11 protein-coding genes and 7 tRNA genes are annotated in these 17093 nt (G+C 44.7%); 14 read left to right on the top strand and 4 right to left on the bottom strand.

Features of this window, described 5'->3' with window-relative positions; all coding sequences use genetic code 11:
- The 10 genes from QME20_RS09490 to clpX all read left to right on the top strand — a co-directional run bounded on the left by QME20_RS09490 (position 1) and on the right by clpX (position 4588).
- Positions 1 to 85 (top strand) — tRNA-Leu (locus QME20_RS09490).
- Between the two features lie 42 nt (positions 86 to 127).
- A tRNA-Pro gene (locus QME20_RS09485) sits at positions 128 to 204 on the top strand.
- Positions 205 to 373: 169 nt separating this feature from the next.
- Positions 374 to 449 (top strand) — tRNA-His (locus QME20_RS09480).
- Between the two features lie 7 nt (positions 450 to 456).
- A tRNA-Leu gene (locus QME20_RS09475) sits at positions 457 to 541 on the top strand.
- 2 nt (positions 542 to 543) lie between these two features.
- Positions 544 to 619 (top strand) — tRNA-Gln (locus QME20_RS09470).
- A gap of 34 nt (positions 620 to 653) precedes the next feature.
- Positions 654 to 738 (top strand) — tRNA-Leu (locus tag QME20_RS09465).
- A gap of 42 nt (positions 739 to 780) precedes the next feature.
- Positions 781 to 857 (top strand) — tRNA-Pro (locus tag QME20_RS09460).
- 349 nt (positions 858 to 1206) lie between these two features.
- Positions 1207 to 2511 (top strand): trigger factor, encoded by a 1305-nt coding sequence (tig, locus tag QME20_RS09455; RefSeq protein WP_061095497.1) that lies wholly within the window; start codon positions 1207 to 1209, stop codon positions 2509 to 2511.
- Positions 2512 to 2609: 98 nt separating this feature from the next.
- The gene (gene clpP, locus QME20_RS09450) at positions 2610 to 3239 is read left to right on the top strand and encodes an ATP-dependent Clp endopeptidase proteolytic subunit ClpP (RefSeq protein WP_014950147.1); all 630 of its coding nucleotides are present in this window, start codon (positions 2610 to 2612) and stop codon (positions 3237 to 3239) included.
- Positions 3240 to 3313: 74 nt separating this feature from the next.
- Positions 3314 to 4588: an ATP-dependent protease ATP-binding subunit ClpX gene (gene clpX / locus QME20_RS09445; protein WP_014950146.1), complete on the top strand. Its 1275-nt coding sequence runs from the start codon at positions 3314 to 3316 to the stop codon at positions 4586 to 4588.
- Positions 4589 to 4630: 42 nt separating this feature from the next.
- On the opposite strand, the gene QME20_RS09440 is transcribed toward clpX, so the two are convergent.
- Complete coding sequence (locus QME20_RS09440; RefSeq protein ID WP_281715838.1) at positions 4631 to 5941, bottom strand: IS4 family transposase; 1311 nt, start codon at positions 5939 to 5941, stop codon at positions 4631 to 4633.
- 411 nt (positions 5942 to 6352) lie between these two features.
- On the opposite strand from QME20_RS09440, the gene lon reads away from it, so the two are divergent.
- The 4 genes from lon (at position 6353) to dapE (ending at position 13215) form a co-directional block, all read left to right on the top strand.
- Entirely contained in the window at positions 6353 to 8704 is a 2352-nt protein-coding gene (lon, locus tag QME20_RS09435; RefSeq protein ID WP_281715837.1) for an endopeptidase La, read from the top strand.
- 322 nt (positions 8705 to 9026) lie between these two features.
- Positions 9027 to 9299, top strand: a complete 273-nt coding sequence (hupB, locus tag QME20_RS09430) for a nucleoid-associated protein HU-beta (RefSeq protein WP_012518978.1) — start codon at positions 9027 to 9029, stop codon at positions 9297 to 9299.
- Positions 9300 to 9612: 313 nt separating this feature from the next.
- Positions 9613 to 11505: a SurA N-terminal domain-containing protein gene (locus tag QME20_RS09425; protein ID WP_281715836.1), complete on the top strand. Its 1893-nt coding sequence runs from the start codon at positions 9613 to 9615 to the stop codon at positions 11503 to 11505.
- Positions 11506 to 12039: 534 nt separating this feature from the next.
- Complete coding sequence (gene dapE, locus QME20_RS09420) at positions 12040 to 13215, top strand: succinyl-diaminopimelate desuccinylase (RefSeq protein ID WP_281715835.1); 1176 nt, start codon at positions 12040 to 12042, stop codon at positions 13213 to 13215.
- A 76-nt stretch (positions 13216 to 13291) separates the two neighbouring features.
- On the opposite strand, the gene QME20_RS09415 is transcribed toward dapE, so the two are convergent.
- The 3 genes from QME20_RS09415 to QME20_RS09405 all read right to left on the bottom strand — a co-directional run bounded on the left by QME20_RS09415 (position 13292) and on the right by QME20_RS09405 (position 17052).
- Positions 13292 to 15079 (bottom strand): lysophospholipid acyltransferase family protein, encoded by a 1788-nt coding sequence (locus QME20_RS09415; protein WP_281715834.1) that lies wholly within the window; start codon positions 15077 to 15079, stop codon positions 13292 to 13294.
- Positions 15080 to 15245: 166 nt separating this feature from the next.
- Positions 15246 to 16043, bottom strand: coding sequence for a UDP-2,3-diacylglucosamine diphosphatase (locus tag QME20_RS09410; protein WP_281715833.1), 798 nt, complete (start codon positions 16041 to 16043; stop codon positions 15246 to 15248).
- A gap of 103 nt (positions 16044 to 16146) precedes the next feature.
- Complete coding sequence (locus QME20_RS09405; protein ID WP_281715832.1) at positions 16147 to 17052, bottom strand: LysR family transcriptional regulator; 906 nt, start codon at positions 17050 to 17052, stop codon at positions 16147 to 16149.
- Positions 17053 to 17093: the final 41 nt, after the last annotated feature.

Here is a 17093-nt window from a genome sequence, read left to right as displayed (position 1 = left end):
GCGGAAGTGGTGGAATTGGTAGACACGCTGGATTTAGGTTCCAGTGCTTCACGGCGTGAGAGTTCAAGTCTCTCCTTCCGCACCATGTTTTCAAGCTTTATCAAAAGCTTAATGTAAGCATTCCAGTCGGTGAGTGGCGCAGCTTGGTAGCGCACTTGTTTTGGGTACAAGGGGTCGCAGGTTCAAATCCTGTCTCACCGACCATTTATGCTTTCTTAGATTCAGTAAATACTTTTAGCCATTAGTGATAAATCCTCTATGGGCTAGGGTATGAGTCGACATTAACTACCGAGTAGCCATGTAAGTTCCTGACAGCTCGGTAGGCGCTTATGTGTTTTTCAATTCACACATAAGTCTGAACAGGATTACTATGGTGGGCGTAGCTCAGTTGGTAGAGCCCCGGATTGTGATTCCGGTTGTCGTGGGTTCAAGTCCCATCGTCCACCCCACTTTTTCGCGGAAGTGGTGGAATTGGTAGACACGCTGGATTTAGGTTCCAGTGCTTCACGGCGTGAGAGTTCAAGTCTCTCCTTCCGCACCATTTGGGGTATAGCCAAGTTGGTAAGGCAGCGGGTTTTGATCCCGCCATTCATAGGTTCGAGTCCTGTTACCCCAGCCATTCTTTTTGAATGACTATTATAGCTAGCGTCTACGCGGAAGTGGTGGAATTGGTAGACACGCTGGATTTAGGTTCCAGTGCTTCACGGCGTGAGAGTTCAAGTCTCTCCTTCCGCACCATATTTAAAGCTCTCGCAGGGCTTTTCAAAAAGATATATCTGTCGGTGAGTGGCGCAGCTTGGTAGCGCACTTGTTTTGGGTACAAGGGGTCGCAGGTTCAAATCCTGTCTCACCGACCATTATCTTTCTCTCCTCTTTATTATTCATTGCTCAATAAATTCGCATAAATTCTGTTTTTTTCGCTATTTAGACTATTAGCTTCGCTATTTGGTCAAAATGCGTTCAAATGGTTGTTACAAACTTGTGTTTGCCTCTCGACTCTTGTGGTATGCGGCTGTATACTACCGCGTCTTTTTTTAACCAGTACGTTTGTTTCGGGTTGGCTTTTTGGCACAATTTCGTGTCCTAAGTTTGATTTTATAAACGTCGAATAACGACCTCTACCCCGGAGTGATATGCAATTCTTGCATGACGGGAGAGGGGATTGAGAACAAAACGCCTACAGAGGCGTATAGTTGAGGTAACATAATGCAAGTTTCAGTCGAGACGACCCAGGGTTTAGAACGCCGTCTTACTATCACCGTTCCATCTGACACGGTTGATTCAGCAGTTAAGTCACGTCTACAGCAATTGGCGAAAACACAACGCATCAACGGCTTCCGTCCAGGTAAAGTTCCTGTAAGCGTTATCAAAAAGCGTTTCGGCCAAGCTGTTCGCCAAGAAGTTGCTGGCGATGTTATGCAGCAAAACTTCTACCAAGCAGTGATTCAAGAAGAAATTCAGCCTGCTGGTATGCCGAAGTTTGAATTGACTAAAGACGAAGACGGTCAGGACCTAGAATTCACAGCATCTTTCGAAGTTTACCCAGAAGTAGAAGTGAAAGGTGTTAGCGATATCGAAATCGAAAAGCCAGTAGTAGAAATTACTGACGAAGATCTAGATAACATGATGGAAACACTTCAGAAGCAGCACGCGACTTGGAAAGAAGTTAAGCGTAAAGCGAAGAAAGACGACAAAGTTATCATCGACTTCGTCGGTTCTATCGACGGTGAAGAGTTTGAAGGTGGTAAAGCAGAAGACTTCGCTCTTGAGCTAGGTAAAGATCGCATGATCCCTGGTTTCGAAAAGCCTCTTGTTGGCGCGAAAGCGGGTGAAGAAGTGACTATCGAAGTAACTTTCCCTGAAGACTACCACGCAGAAAACCTAAAAGGTAAAGATGCAGTTTTCCAAACTACCGTTAAGAAAGTAGAAGGCCTAAATCTTCCAAAAGTTGACGAAGAGTTTGCTAAACTATTCGGTGTTGAAGAAGGCGGTGTTGACGCGCTTAAAGCAGAAGTTCGTAAGAACATGCAGCGTGAACTAAACCAGACGCTAAAAGCGCAAGTTAAAGAAGACGTTATTGCTAAGCTAGTTGAAGCTAACGAGATTGATATTCCTCAAGCGCTTATCGATCAAGAAGTGAACGCACTTCGAGAGCAAGCTAAACAACGTTTCAGCCAACAAGGCGGTGGTCAGAACCTTCCAGACCTACCTGCTGAATTGTTTACTGACAACGCTAAACGTCGCGTATCTATTGGTCTTCTTCTAGGTGAAGTGATCAAGCAGAACGAACTTAAAGCAGACGAAGCTAAAGTTAACGAGATGATCGAAACTGCTGCTTCAGCGTATGAAGATCCGCAAGAAGTTGTTGATTACTACAACAACAACCAAGAGCTTATGCAACAAATGCAGAACGTTGCACTAGAAGAACAAGCTATTGAGTGGGTTCTTGAGCAAGCAAAAGTTACCGAAGTAACTAAAGCTTTTGACAAGGTTATGAACAAACAGGCGTAATTTTTTACTGTCTGATTGACATTACTTGTCAGCAACTGCTTAAATGCTCGGAGCCTTCCGAGCATTTTTGTTTTTAACGCTAGATAATCAAGGTAGCTATGACTAATACCCCGTTTGACCCAATGAATGCACTTGTCCCTATGGTTGTTGAGCAAACCTCTAAAGGTGAGCGCTCATACGACATTTATTCTCGTCTATTGAAAGAAAACGTAATTTTCTTGGTAGGACAAGTTGAAGATCACATGGCCAACCTCATCGTTGCTCAAATGTTGTTCTTAGAAGCTGAAAACCCAGAGAAAGATATTTTCTTATACATTAACTCACCAGGCGGTTCGGTAACTGCTGGCATGGCAATTTACGATACGATGAAGTTTATCAAGCCAGACGTGAGTACAGTATGTATGGGCCAAGCTGCAAGCATGGGCGCATTTCTACTATCTGCAGGAGCAAAAGGTAAGCGCTACTGTCTACCTAACTCGCGCGTAATGATTCACCAACCGCTTGGTGGTTTCCAAGGTCAGGCATCTGATTTTGAAATACACGCGAAAGAAATTCTGTCTATTAAAGAGAAATTGAATCGCCTTATGGCGGACCATACTGGTCAAGACTATGAAAAAGTCGCGCGTGACACAGACCGTGATAACTTCTTGAGTGCAACTGAGGCAAAAGAATATGGCCTTGTTGACCAAGTTTTAGCAAATCGATCTGACGTAGCCGCAACTAAGTAGTATAGTTATAGTAGACCTGAGCCAGTGCATAGCACGTTTCGGTTTTCGGCTCAGGCAAGGCAGAGGCAAAAGTAATGAGTGATAAGCAAAGCGGTGACGGTGATAATAAGCTACTGTACTGTTCGTTTTGTGGCAAAAGCCAACACGAAGTAAGAAAGTTAATAGCAGGCCCGTCGGTATTCATTTGTGACGAGTGTGTTGAGTTATGTAACGATATCATTCGCGAAGAAATTAAGGAAATCGCGCCTAAGCAAAAGCAGGACGCTTTACCTAAACCAAGTGAAATTCATGCTCACCTAGACGATTACGTTATCGGGCAAGAACATGCAAAGAAGGTATTATCAGTAGCGGTATATAACCACTACAAGCGCTTGCGCAATGGCGACGTTCACGAAGGCGTAGAACTTGGCAAAAGTAATATTTTGTTAATAGGACCTACCGGTAGTGGTAAAACGCTGCTAGCGGAAACCCTAGCGCGCCTGCTTGATGTTCCATTCACCATGGCTGACGCAACCACGCTAACTGAAGCTGGCTACGTGGGTGAAGACGTTGAGAACATCATCCAGAAGTTACTGCAGAAGTGCGACTACGACGTAGAGAAAGCGCAGCGCGGAATTGTTTACATCGATGAAATCGATAAGATTTCTCGTAAGTCAGACAACCCATCTATCACTCGTGACGTTTCGGGTGAAGGTGTACAGCAGGCGCTTCTAAAGCTGATTGAGGGTACGGTTGCGTCTGTTCCTCCGCAAGGTGGACGTAAGCACCCACAGCAGGAATTCCTGCAGGTTGATACCTCTAAGATATTGTTCATCTGTGGTGGTGCGTTTGCTGGTCTTGATAAAGTTATTGAGCAACGCGCACAAAAAGACACGGGTATTGGATTTGGTGCTACGGTTAAGTCGAAAGACAACAGCAAACAAATCAGCGAACTGTTTAAGCAAGTTGAGCCTGAAGACTTAGTGAAATATGGGTTGATTCCAGAGTTCATTGGACGTCTACCGGTAGTAACAAGCCTTGAAGAGTTGAATGAAGAAGCACTAATTCAAATTCTACGCGAGCCTAAGAATGCAATCACCAAGCAATATGGTGCATTGTTCTCGATGGAAGATGTAGAGCTAGAGTTCCGTGACGATGCACTTAATGCTATTGCTAAAAAGGCAATGGATCGTAAGACAGGCGCACGTGGTCTTCGCTCAATCGTTGAAGCGGTTTTGCTTGATACTATGTACGACCTTCCTTCAATGGAAGACGTGAGCAAAGTGGTTATTGATGAAACCGTTATTCGCGGTGAATCAAAACCTATCTTGATTTACGACAGCAACGAAAAGAAAGCCGCCTCTGAATAGATGCTGGTTTTGTGAAAAAAGGCCCTTCAGGGCTAATGCCGTTCACTTAAGGTGAGCGGCATTTTTCTTTCTGCTGTATCGCTGTGGTCTCTTCTTAACAGTTCGTGGGAAGCTACGTTCTCGCCGTGGAGCCAGAATAAGATTCTCAGCCATTTTATGCAGGTATTTATACTGCCTTGGAATTGCGCCGGGCGTTGAATAAGGCAGACCGACCAGCAGCGACGTCACCTGAGCCAGCGCGCCGTTAAAACTTAGCTGGTAAGGCAGGTAGTTTCCTTTAAGGTTAAAGCACATCTGAACCATCTGGTATCGCACTAGATTGTAGGTCAGCAATACGCCCCACAGTTCCTGCTTCACTAATTCAGGCAGGCGACTACGCAGGGTCAGACGGTTTCCCAGCATGTATTGTTTTTGCTCCCTGTAGCCCAGCTCGATCTCCCAGCGATGCCCGTATAAGTCAGCGATATCGGCTGCAGGGTAGCGCATGGCATCGGTCATTGACGTAAGCACTTCATAGGTTTTGCCTTTGATTTTTCGGCTCACAATACGAGCGGTCAGGGTGTCGGGTAATCCCGGCCATAACTTCCTAGAGCGCGGATTACTGCTCAGACTGACCAGTTTATCATTGCGCCCTAGAGAGCGAATTTCCTGATATTGCAGGTTCTTTTTAACAGGAATAAGCCAGTGCCGGTTTTCCCCTTCGTGCTGCCAATGATGTAACAGGCCTAGGGAGTAAAACCCTTTATCGAACAGGGTGACACTATTATCTGGGGTGGTTTCGATAAGCTGTTCGGCCAGCTTCATTTCGTTGACGGCGTAACTATCAAACGCGCTTCCCGTCATCAGGTGAGTGCTTAGCTCCATCTGACAAACCATTCTTACTTGCGGGTAAAGAGAATCCTTTTGGCGTGAAAACGCGTCGGTATTTTCTGGCGTATCTTCGGTACGCCAGACGACACCATCGACGCCTAACAGCGTCAGCCCATTCCACTGAGGTAAGTTAGCCTGCCTGAGCCAATGCGCGGTCATTTGCTGGTATACCGCTTTTGCGCCACTTTCCCCCAGGGTTTTACGACGCTGTGTTAACGCACTTGGCGCCACAAAAGGCTTACCCTCGCGATCAACAATATCGAGCTGGTTTACAACATCAGATATCGACTTGTCATTGTACAGCGCCATGCCTACAAGTAGCCATACCAGTGATTCAAGCGACAACTTACGTTTGCGCAAGGTGACTGTATCAGACATCTGATAAGCTTGTTCAATCAACTCTAATGGAATAAGGTCAGACAGCGCTTTAGCTTGTGGCTGCTTAACAGTATTGATGATGTCTAAAGCTTGAGAAACGTCCATAAAAAAATCCGATATCAGTTACCTGATACCGGATTTTGAAGCCTTAAAAAGATCGGTCAACCGATCAGTAAACTCTTAACTGATCGGCATTACCCTTCAGGGCCTTTTTTTGTTTTTAACAGCCAAAGTTTCAGACTTCGCTGTCTATTCTGATCTACGTTTAACCAAAGGGTATACCTTGAAAGTGGGTGATATTTGAGCGGTTAAAACAAATCTCGCTATCCTTTCTACTAGATTTTTGAGTTTAGTATTGCCATTCGAGGCAAAATCGATAATGGTTATACTAAGGTCAACAGGCCCTAGAGCAGGGAAGGTAAGGTTAAGGAATTAACGCACTTTAATAAGTTTCGATTGAACTTTGCTCTTGCATCCCCATATAAAAATGACATTTCAAACTAATTGAGAACAAGTATGACAGTTGAGCGTGAAAATCGCATTGAAATTCCTGTGCTTGCCTTGCGGGACGTGGTTGTTTACCCGCATATGGTCATACCCCTATTTGTTGGGCGTGAGAAATCAATTCGTTGTCTAGAAGCGGCAATGGATAATGACAAACAAATTTTTCTAGTAGCACAAAAAGACGCTGGCGTAGATGAGCCTGAAGCGGACGACATCTATACCGTCGGTACTATTGCTACTATCCTACAACTTCTAAAGCTACCCGACGGTACGGTTAAAGTGCTGGTTGAAGGTAGTGTACGCGGTGAAATTGAAAGCTATAAGCAATCAGAGCCGTTCTTTGTTGCTAATGTAGCCAAACTAACTGATGAAGAGATTGATGAGAGCGAACAAGAAGTGCTTATTCGCTCTGCGGTTTCTCAGTTTGAAGGCTATGTAAAGCTAAACAAAAAAATTCCACCAGAAGTACTGACATCACTAAATGGCATTGAAGATGCGCCTCGTTTAGCCGACACCATGGCTGCACATATGCCTCTTAAGCTTACTGAAAAGCAAAAAGTGTTAGAGATGCAGGGCGTCAATGAGCGTCTTGAATATCTGATGGCGCTGATGGAAGGCGAAATAGATTTGCTGCAGGTCGAAAAGAAAATTCGTACCCGCGTTAAAAAGCAAATGGAAAAGAGCCAGCGCGAGTACTACTTGAATGAGCAGATGAAGGCTATTCAGAAGGAGTTGGGTGAACTGGATGACGCACCTGATGAATTTGAAGCGTTATCTAAAAAGATAGCCGACGCTAAAATGCCTAAAGAAGCGGAAGATAAAGCGAAAGCTGAACTTCAAAAGCTTAAGATGATGTCACCAATGTCTGCAGAAGCTACCGTGCTTCGAAGTTACATTGAATGGCTGACTAACGTGCCGTGGAACAAGCGCTCGCCGGTTAAGAAAGATCTTTCCCGCGCAGAAGGTGTGCTTAACGAAGACCACTACGGCCTTGAGAAAGTGAAAGAGCGCATTCTTGAGTATTTAGCCGTTCAGCAGCGTGTTAAGAAGCTAAAAGGCCCAATTCTGTGTCTTGTTGGTCCTCCAGGTGTAGGTAAAACTTCATTAGGCCAGTCGATAGCTAAAGCGACAGGTCGCAAATATGTGCGTATGGCACTAGGTGGCGTACGTGACGAAGCTGAAATCCGTGGTCACCGTCGTACTTACATTGGTTCATTGCCAGGTAAGCTAGTTCAAAAAATGGCGAAAGTAGGGGTTAAAAACCCGCTCTTCTTACTTGATGAAATCGATAAGATGTCATCAGATATGCGAGGCGACCCTGCGTCAGCGCTTCTTGAAGTACTAGATCCAGAGCAAAACAATAGCTTTAGTGATCATTATCTGGAAGTCGACTACGACCTGTCAGACGTTATGTTCGTAGCTACCTCTAACAGCATGAATATTCCAGGCCCATTACTTGACCGTATGGAAGTAATTCGTCTATCTGGCTACACAGAAGATGAAAAACTCAACATTGCAAAGAACCATTTAATTGGCAAGCAAATGGAACGCAATGGGCTTAAATTGAAGGAGTTGGAAATTTCCGATTCTGCCGTTATCGGTATGATTCGATACTATACCCGTGAAGCCGGGGTTCGTAGCCTAGAGCGCGAAGTATCGAAGGTATGCCGTAAAGCCGTGAAAGATATTTTGCTTAAGAAAAGCAAAGACAAAGTAGTCGTAACTCAGGATAACCTTAAGGACTATCTTGGCGTTCAGCGCTTTGACTACGGTAAAGCGGACAAAGACAATCAAATTGGCCAAGTTACAGGACTTGCTTGGACGCAGGTAGGTGGTGACTTACTGACCATTGAAACAACGTCGGTTCCGGGCAAAGGCAAAATGACATCAACGGGTTCTTTAGGTGATGTCATGCAAGAGTCTATTAAGGCTGCTATGACGGTGGTAAGAAGTCGTGCAGAAAAGCTTCGCGTAAACGATGACTTCTACGAGAAACGTGATATTCACGTGCACGTACCTGAAGGTGCTACGCCGAAAGATGGCCCTAGCGCAGGTATTGCTATGTGTACTGCACTTGTCTCGTCACTTACGGGTAACCCTGTGAAGTGCGATGTAGCCATGACCGGTGAAATTACCCTACGTGGTGAGGTGCTTGCTATTGGTGGACTTAAAGAAAAACTATTAGCTGCGCATCGCGGCGGCATTAAAACTGTCGTTATTCCAAAGGATAACGAGCGTGATTTGGAAGAAATTCCAGACAACGTGAAGAAAGATTTATCAATCCATCCGGTTAAGTGGATTGATGAAGTTCTTGATATTGCACTGCAGGAACCTGTAGAAAGCGTCAAGGTGGTTAAAAAATAACTTAATCGACTGGCTACAATCCTTTGTTTTTAAAGGCGTGTAGCCGTTTTTTTGCTATAAAATTGCAATAATTGAACAAAAAATGTGCATTGAGCGAAAGAAAACCTTATTTTTTTAAAATTAGGGCTTTCAAGTCGCAAAAGTTGTGTTACCTTTAAGTGGTATTCGCTTGAAGCCTTGCCACAAAAGGGATTGCAGCGATTCATTAATAAAGTTAATTATTTGTGACTGAAGCTTGATGTTAACAATCAAGCTTGCTATAACGTTCAAGCAAAATCGTTTTGGACAAACAGTATAATAACAATCGAAGGGGATCATAATTGTGAACAAGTCTCAACTTATCGACCAAATCGCTGCTGGTGCAGACATTTCTAAAGCAGCTGCTGGCCGCGCTCTTGACGCATTCACTGACTCAGTAACTGCGGCGCTTAAAGACGGCGACCAAGTTGCACTAGTAGGCTTTGGTACTTTCTCAGTTCGCGAACGTTCAGCTCGCAGTGGCCGTAACCCACAAACTGGTGAGACTATTCAGATTTCAGCAGCGAAAGTTCCATCTTTCAAAGCTGGTAAAGCACTGAAAGACGCTTGTAACTAAGCACAAAAATTATAGAAAAAGGCGATGGCTAGTCCATCGCCTTTTTTATTTCTAAAACAAAGAATTCAATATTGGGGTCAGAGTAATGACTCTGACCCCAATATTTTAAGAGTAGAAATAACCCTTCGAGGCTTGATGATTTTTATACATGTCCTCGCAACGTTCGAACTTAACGAAAGACAGTACAAATAGTGTGTTTTGGTCGTTTATATTCGGCAGCATTGGGTTATAATCAGCGCTTATTTTATCTCGCACTCACGGATTTGTGATGGTTTGAGGTAACTGTAGTAAGCAACGGAGTTGAAGAACAATCATGCTAGAAAGAATCAGAGAAGGTTCTCAAGGCCCATGGGCGATGGCGATTATCGCGCTTATCGTTTTAAGTTTCGTATTCGCAGGTGTAGGTAGCTACCTAACATCATCAGGTACTACTGCAGTAGCTACTGTTAATGGCGAAGAAATTTCGGCACAAGAACTAGAGCGTGCATATCAGAATCAGCGTGCACAAATGGAGTCACAATACGGCGAAAGCATCGCACAGCTTTTCTCTAGTGAGCAATACCTCGCAGATTTCAGAAGAAATGTACTGGACAGACTTATTGCTGAAAAACTAATTCAGCAACAAGCGACGGACATGGGATTGCGCGTAAGTGATAAACAAATTCGCGAAACCATAACACAAATGCCTGAGTTCCAGTTTGGTGGTCAGTTCGATAACGAACGTTTCCAAGCCATTCTTCGTCAAAACGGCTTCCAAGCGGCCGATTTCCGCGATTATCTGCGCGTTCAAATGACACAAAACCAGTTGGCTGCAGCGCTAACGAATTCTTCATTTGCGTTGGACGGTGAAGTACAGCAAGCGAATGCGCTACAGCGCCAAACTCGTGATGCGAAATACGTGCTAGTGAGCTCTGATGAATTTGCCGGCTCAATCGAAGTGACAGATGCGGATGTTGATGCTTTTTATAATAACAACATCGCCTCTTTCGATACTGACGAGCAGGTTAAACTTGCTTACGTTAAGTTAAGTGTCGATGACTTGAAAGATCGCGTTTCGGTTGATGAAGAAGCGGTTCGCACGTACTACGAAAATAACCTGGGAAGCTACGGCAAAGAAGAAGAGCGCCGTGTTTCTCACATTCTTATCGAAGCGGGCGATGATGCCGATGCAGCGAAAGCAAAAGCAGAATCATTAAAAGCAGAACTCGACAGCGGTGCAGACTTTGCGGCACTTGCAGAAGCAAACTCTGATGACACATTCTCTGCCGAAAACGGTGGTGACTTAGACTTCATTACACCAGAAATGATGGACCCAGCGTTTGATGAAGCAGCTTTTGCTTTACAAAATGTTGGCGATGTATCCGACGTAGTTGAAACCGAGTTTGGTTTTCACATCATCAAGTTAACAGACTTAAAAGAAGCACAAGTTAAATCTTTCGATGAAGTAGCGGGTGAGATTCGCGATACGCTTCTTTATGACGCGGCTATGGAAAAGTACTTTGAGCTTCAAAATACGTTAGCTGAAATTGCGTTTGAAGTACCTGATACGCTAGAAGATGCAGCGAATGCGGTTGATTTGCCTGTGCAAGAGTCAGTGGTATTTAGTCGCAACACCGCACCTGCTGATCTAAGCTTCCCTGGTTTACTGGACGTTGCTTTCTCTTCTGAACTTATTGATGAAGGGCTTAATAGCGATATTATAGAGCTAGACGACGAAACCGTTGTTGTTGCGCGTGTTATTGAGCATCAGCCTCAGCGTACTCAATCTCTTGAAGAAGTACGCGAAGGCATCGAAGCCTCTGTTAAGGCTGAAAAGTCAAAAGAAGCTGCAGAAGCTTGGGCGTTTGATATCGCACAAAAAGTGCGTGCTGGAGAAAGCGTTGAAAGTGAGCTAGCTGAAAAGTCTGTGTCTTGGGAAACAGCAACTGCTGTTCCGAGAGCGGGCGGTACACTTGCACGTGCACTCGTTGACACGCTTTTCTCTCTTGCCCTTGAAGGCGAAGATAAAGTTGATGTTGCAACAACGGTAAACGGTGACGTTGCTGTTGTTATGCTTGAAAACGTTAACGCAGCACCAGAGCTTGAGAATGAGTTGGGTGAAAGCCTGAAGCAGCGCCTTGCTCAGGTACAAGGCCAGCGCGTTTATCAACAATATATTGATGCGCTTCGCGCAAATGCCGAAGTGACTATCTCACAGACGTTATAAGCACTGCTGCGTAAAAGCTGTCGCTGCGACTAGCAGTGGCACCGGTAAATACTAAAAAGCCAGCCTCTTTCATAGATGCTGGCTTTTTTTATACAACACAGTGATTGGGTGTTTGTTTGAAGTGCGTTAGTTCGTTAAGAACAGCATCAGTGTATAAAATGCCGCAATAACACCAGATAACACAAATATGTACAGAAACCCTTGCTTGCCTTGCTCCAGAGTGTATTTATTGGCTTGTAAATAGCCAAACCAGAGTAGTGACAAAATAAGGGGTATTAAAACAATGATTTTTAACACAGTAATGCCTTTCTTTAAGTTATGTTCTAGTTATAACAACGCGCGTTGATTTAGACAAATCATAACGAGGCAGTCCTAGTCGACAACTCACCCATTGTCTCCTTCCTTGTTGTCATCCTTTATTATTTTTAACTTCAGGTTACCTTGTCCGCTGTCATGGTATTGTCGTAAATCTGTTATTGCCGTGTCACTTTACATTTGTGTAATAGACTCACGTTTCATAAAGGTTTCTTATGCATGTCAATTCAGCCTTTACCTTCCATAGCGCCAGCTCGCAGTATTTATTTTGCCGAAGTGCTTATGGCAAGAGCGTCGATTACCCCGCAGGACGCTGGTTGCCAAAGTTACCTGATATACAAGCTCGAAAAACTCGGTTTCTTTTGTGAAAAATACACAATTAATGGTGTGAGCAACCTCGTCGCAAGGTGGGGGCAGGGCCCGAATCACTTTGCATTTAGCGGCCATACTGATGTAGTGCCCCCAGGTCCTCTTGATAAGTGGAAGTCACCGCCTTTTAGTCCCGTAATTAGCAAAAATAAATTATATGGACGTGGTGCTGCCGATATGAAAACAGGCATCGCAGCCATGCTAGCGGCCACAGAGCGAATCATTGCCTCGTTAGATAAGGAAAAGGTCTCTTTCTGGTGGCTAATCACCAGTGATGAAGAAGGGGAGGCGGAGTGGGGCTCTAAATGGATAGCTGAATATTTGGCATCTAAAAATGTCCAGCTTGATATGTGCCTAGTCGGTGAACCTTCTGCATCTGCATCAACCGGCGATACAATTAAGATTGGCCGCAGGGGCTCACTTTCCGGCACTATCCATATTGCAGGAAAGCAAGGTCACGTGGCTTATCCAAAGACAGCGGTAAATGCTATCCACAAAGCGAGTAACGTGATTAATGCGCTAACACAGTACCCATTTGACAAGGGGAGTGATGATTTCCCTGGTACTACGCTTCAAATAACACACATGGACACGGGAAGCTTCACAGATAACATAGTGCCTAGTGCTGTTCGTATAGAGTTTAATGTCAGATATTCGTGGCAGTTTAATCAAAACAGTTTATCGGTATTGCTGCGCAGTATTATCAATAGCATTGATACAGAAGCCAAAGTTAGCTTTTCAAGACCCTGTGAAGCTTACTTGAGCAAGCCTAAGAGTAATGCGGAGCATTGCTTAATTGCCTGCGTAGAAAAAGCGATAAAGGGCGCTACAGGGCGTTACCCTGTTATCAGTACATCTGGTGGTACTTCTGACGGGCGTTTTTTTGCTAGTGAGCACACACAAGTGGTTGAAGTGGGTGTGCCAAACACCACCATTCACCAAATAAACGAACACATTCATGTGTCTGATTTGCTCACTCTTGAAGATATTTATACCGACATTCTTAAGTATGTTGGCGAGCGATAACGACTTCTGAAATTTTCAGTAAAGCGGAAGGCCGTAGAATGAGAAAGGGAGCGTTTGTCAGAAGCTCCCTCTTCGCTTAGGCTGTGGCTTTAAGCTGAATATCGGTTAGATAGCGTTTGCGCTTTTTCTCAGTAAGTGTTTGCATGTCAACCACCACCAGTCCGTCGATACAGTCGTTAAAATCTGGGTCGACATTAAAGCCTAAAAATGCCACCCCGCCGTCTTTAGCCACTTCAGAATACTGTTTATACAGCGTTGGTACGTTTACGCCCATGTTAGCCAGTAAATGCTTTAGCTGCGTAAATTCTGCCTTGTAATCGTTACCTGTAAATTGATGTAACGCGTCGTTCGCCATTTGATAAGGTCGCTTGCAGGTCGCTTCGCCAAACTTGGCAGGGAAGTACGTGGAATAGAATTGTACCAATAAATCTTTAGCGGGTTCAGGGTAGGCATTACTGAGTGACACCGCACCAAACAGATAGCGATACTTTGGGTAGCGGCTCAAAAATGCCCCAATACCAAACCACAAATAATCTAAGCTGCGTTTTCCCCAGTAGCGAGGCTGCACAAAACTTCGTCCTAACTCTAAGCCTTCTTTGAAGAGTTTATCGTTGTCCTTACCGTAATTAAATAAGGTCGCAGAGTATAGCCCGGTAGGGTGGTCTGGCGCTGTCAAAAGCTCAGCATCGCCAAAGCGGTAGGCACCCACAATTTCTAAATCGTTGTCATCCCAAAGTACAAGGTGATAATAGTGGGAGTCGTACTGATCGATGTCTCTACGCTTGTTGGTACCTTCGCCCACGGCTCGAAACGCCACTTCGCGCAGGCGGCCAATCTCTCGCATAATCGGTGAGCAGCTTTTGTGTTGGTATAGGTAAATAGATTTTCCGTCGCCAGTTTCACCTAAATGTTCACAGTCTCGCATCGCACGGGCCAGTTCTTTTCTGTCTTCTGGCATGGCAATGGAAGCTTGTGTTTCAAATACGCCTTTCTTGTTGCTGCCAATGCGATATAGATGGCGTTTAAACAGTTTTACCTGTTCTTTTAGCGGTATATTGGTTTGTTGGTACGCTTCAAATGGAATAAGTTCGCCAATGCGCATAGGTAAATGCTTCTTACGCTGTTTGAACATCTCTTTGACGAGCAGCGCGGTGGCTAATGGCTTGTACACCATGGACACGCCGTAAAAAAGCGGGCTATTTTTCGCGTCTATATAAACCGGCAATATCGGTGCTTTTGCTTGCTTTGCAATGCGTAAAAACCCGTTGTGCCATCTTGTGTCGCGAACACCTTGTGGGCGTAATCGAGAAACCTCGCCAGCGGGAAAAATCAATATGGCGCCGTCGCGGTTAAGGTGTTCTTGAATGGCAGATAAATGCTGTTTTGGTGTGCCTCCCTGCATATTGTTTACAGGTAACAGCATATCGTGAAGCGGTTCAATGGCCATAAGCATTTCATTGGCGACCACTTTCAAGTCGTGACGTACTTCACTAACCAGCTTTATAAGCGCAAGTGCGTCGAGTGAGCCAATCGGATGGTTAGCAATAATCACCACTCTACCTTCACTTGGAATGCGTTCTTTTTCTACATCGCGCGTGGAGTAGCTGATATTAAAATATTCAAGCACTTGCTCTACGAAATCGATATCTTCGTAATGCGGATAGGTTTCACCAAATTCGGTAATTTCACGTTCGTGAAGAAGGTGCCTTAATACGAAAGACAGCGACTTAAATAGAATGGGGTTATTTGCTACTTGAGGGTAATGCTTGTTCAGTACGTCATTTACAGTAAACATAGAACCTGTTTCTCTTCCGGTTTTGGCGAACAATAGCAGGGCAATGTGACGCTTTTCACACAGTTTCATGGCAGTTATTTGACAGTGTTAAAAAGTTGTAACTATGACCTGTTAATCTATGATATGAGGCACAGGTCAGCAGGCTCTAACCTTGATGGATGGGGTTGGAATTAACCTGTTGCTTGGTGAATAGCAATAGTCAGGGGCCGTTACAGCCCCATTTGTGTAATGCCAGCTATGCTGCTTCTGAGCGAGAGGTTTTGGTTGTAATTGGTGTTACGGTGGCTGACTCTAATGAATCAAGGTAATGAATAAGAGATAAGTTACCGTTCACGTCTTCTGACAGTGCACTGCAGTTTTCTATCCAGTCCCCATCATTAATGTAGTGAATGCCGTTTTCAAAGCTGCTTTCAGGGTGATGAATATGGCCACACACTACACCGTCGAGCCCCATTTCATCGGCGCGCCTGCAGCATGCTTCTCGATAACGGGCGATGGCTTCATTCGCTCCTTTAATGTGTTTTTTAATATAGCCCGCAAGTGACCAGTATTCTCGCTTGCGCCACGCGCGTAGGCGATTAAACTCTCTATTTAGAAAAAGCAAAAGGTCGTAACCTTTATCGCCAATCCACGCATGGAATTTGCCCATGGTTACATCGCCATCGAACTGATCGCCATGTAAGACTAAATAACGCTTCCCTTGTACCGTGGTGTGAACCAACTCTCGTTCTATTTCTATATCACCGAATGCCATACCAGAATATGACTGAATTGGTTCATCGTGGTTGCCGGGTAAGTACACCACTCGCGTCCCGTCTTGACTCATTTGCATGAATTTGTGCATGACTTGATTATGCGCCTGTGGCCAGCGAAATTGCTTGGACATTTGCCACATATCAACGATATCTCCCACCAAATAGAGGGTGTCTACAGTGATGCTATTAAGAAAGGAAAGTAAGTATTCAGCTTTGCAGTCGCGATTACCCAAATGGATATCTGAAAGCCAAAGTGTTCGATAGTGTGTCTTTTTCATAGCGGTTTCCCAAAGCGATGCCTTGGATCGTCACTATAGGTTTGCAAATTGACACTACCGTGACGCTTGCTTGACCATTGTGTTACAGCAACACAAATACGCGCTATAACCCCAACTTACTCGCCACGTCTAAAAGCCTATCTCGCATCCATACATTCACTAAGTCTTCATCGGCGTGTTTGTGCCAGTACATGTGTACGGGGAGTGGGGGGACGTCAAATGGAAGGGGCAGAATTTCGATATCGAATTTATTACTGAATTGTTGGGCGAATCGCGTTGGCATGGTCAGCAAAAGATCGCATTGGCTAACTACGTTAACGGCGGCAAAGTAGTGTTCACACTGCAATGCGATGTTGCGATGTAAATTGTGCTGAGCAAGGGCTAGATCTACCGTATCTAATTTAGAGTCTTTTAAAGATACAAGCGCATGCTGTGCAACTGAGTAGCTCTTGATACACGGGTTATCTACGTAGCTATTGCTAGGCGCGCATACCACGACAAACGTTTCTTCGCAGATAAACTGTGAACGAATGTCACGGCTGGTGGGAACTAATGCGTCAATTACGATATCAAGCTCTTTAGCGGCTAACGCGGGAGCAAGCTCGGGCCAGGTAACCTGTCTGCTATTCACCGCGATATTGGGAGTATGTTTAACAAGCTCAGGAATAAGCACGGGAAAAAATATAGATTCTAAAACATCTCTTAAGCCAAGGTTCACCTGACGGGGTTTATCACTTATATCAAAGCCCACTTTACCTTTTAACGTACTTTCAAGGGTTTCGATTGATTTCACAACCGATGCAATAATGCCTTGGCAAAACGGGGTAGGCACGACTTGTCGTCCATGACGAATAAACAGCGGATCATCAAATTTCTCTCGTAGACGACCTAAGGCGTGACTCACCGCAGGCTGAGTAATATGCAGTGCGTTGGCGGCTTTCGTAATGCTGCCCTGATCGTAGACCGCGCGCAGCACAACAAACAAATTTAGGTCTAATTTTCCATGCATATTATTTATGGGTTTCCATAATAAGGCATCATTTTTATTTA

The organism is Alteromonas sp. CyTr2 (genome assembly GCF_947311905.1).
Taxonomy (GTDB): Bacteria; Pseudomonadota; Gammaproteobacteria; order Enterobacterales; family Alteromonadaceae; genus Alteromonas; species Alteromonas macleodii.
This window is presented reverse-complemented; position numbering and strand designations above follow the sequence as displayed.

What these genes read in the sequence shown, in the direction of transcription:
- QME20_RS09410 (WP_281715833.1), bottom strand. Translation starts at nt 16,043, where the DNA reads ATGAAAAAGACACACTATCGAACACTTTGGCTTTCAGATATCCATTTG.
- clpX (WP_014950146.1), top strand. Translation starts at nt 3,314, where the DNA reads ATGAGTGATAAGCAAAGCGGTGACGGTGATAATAAGCTACTGTACTGT.
- QME20_RS09405 (WP_281715832.1), bottom strand. Translation starts at nt 17,052, where the DNA reads ATGCATGGAAAATTAGACCTAAATTTGTTTGTTGTGCTGCGCGCGGTC.
- lon (WP_281715837.1), top strand. Translation starts at nt 6,353, where the DNA reads ATGACAGTTGAGCGTGAAAATCGCATTGAAATTCCTGTGCTTGCCTTG.
- tig (WP_061095497.1), top strand. Translation starts at nt 1,207, where the DNA reads ATGCAAGTTTCAGTCGAGACGACCCAGGGTTTAGAACGCCGTCTTACT.
- QME20_RS09440 (WP_281715838.1), bottom strand. Translation starts at nt 5,941, where the DNA reads ATGGACGTTTCTCAAGCTTTAGACATCATCAATACTGTTAAGCAGCCA.
- clpP (WP_014950147.1), top strand. Translation starts at nt 2,610, where the DNA reads ATGACTAATACCCCGTTTGACCCAATGAATGCACTTGTCCCTATGGTT.
- QME20_RS09425 (WP_281715836.1), top strand. Translation starts at nt 9,613, where the DNA reads ATGCTAGAAAGAATCAGAGAAGGTTCTCAAGGCCCATGGGCGATGGCG.
- dapE (WP_281715835.1), top strand. Translation starts at nt 12,040, where the DNA reads ATGTCAATTCAGCCTTTACCTTCCATAGCGCCAGCTCGCAGTATTTAT.
- QME20_RS09415 (WP_281715834.1), bottom strand. Translation starts at nt 15,079, where the DNA reads ATGAAACTGTGTGAAAAGCGTCACATTGCCCTGCTATTGTTCGCCAAA.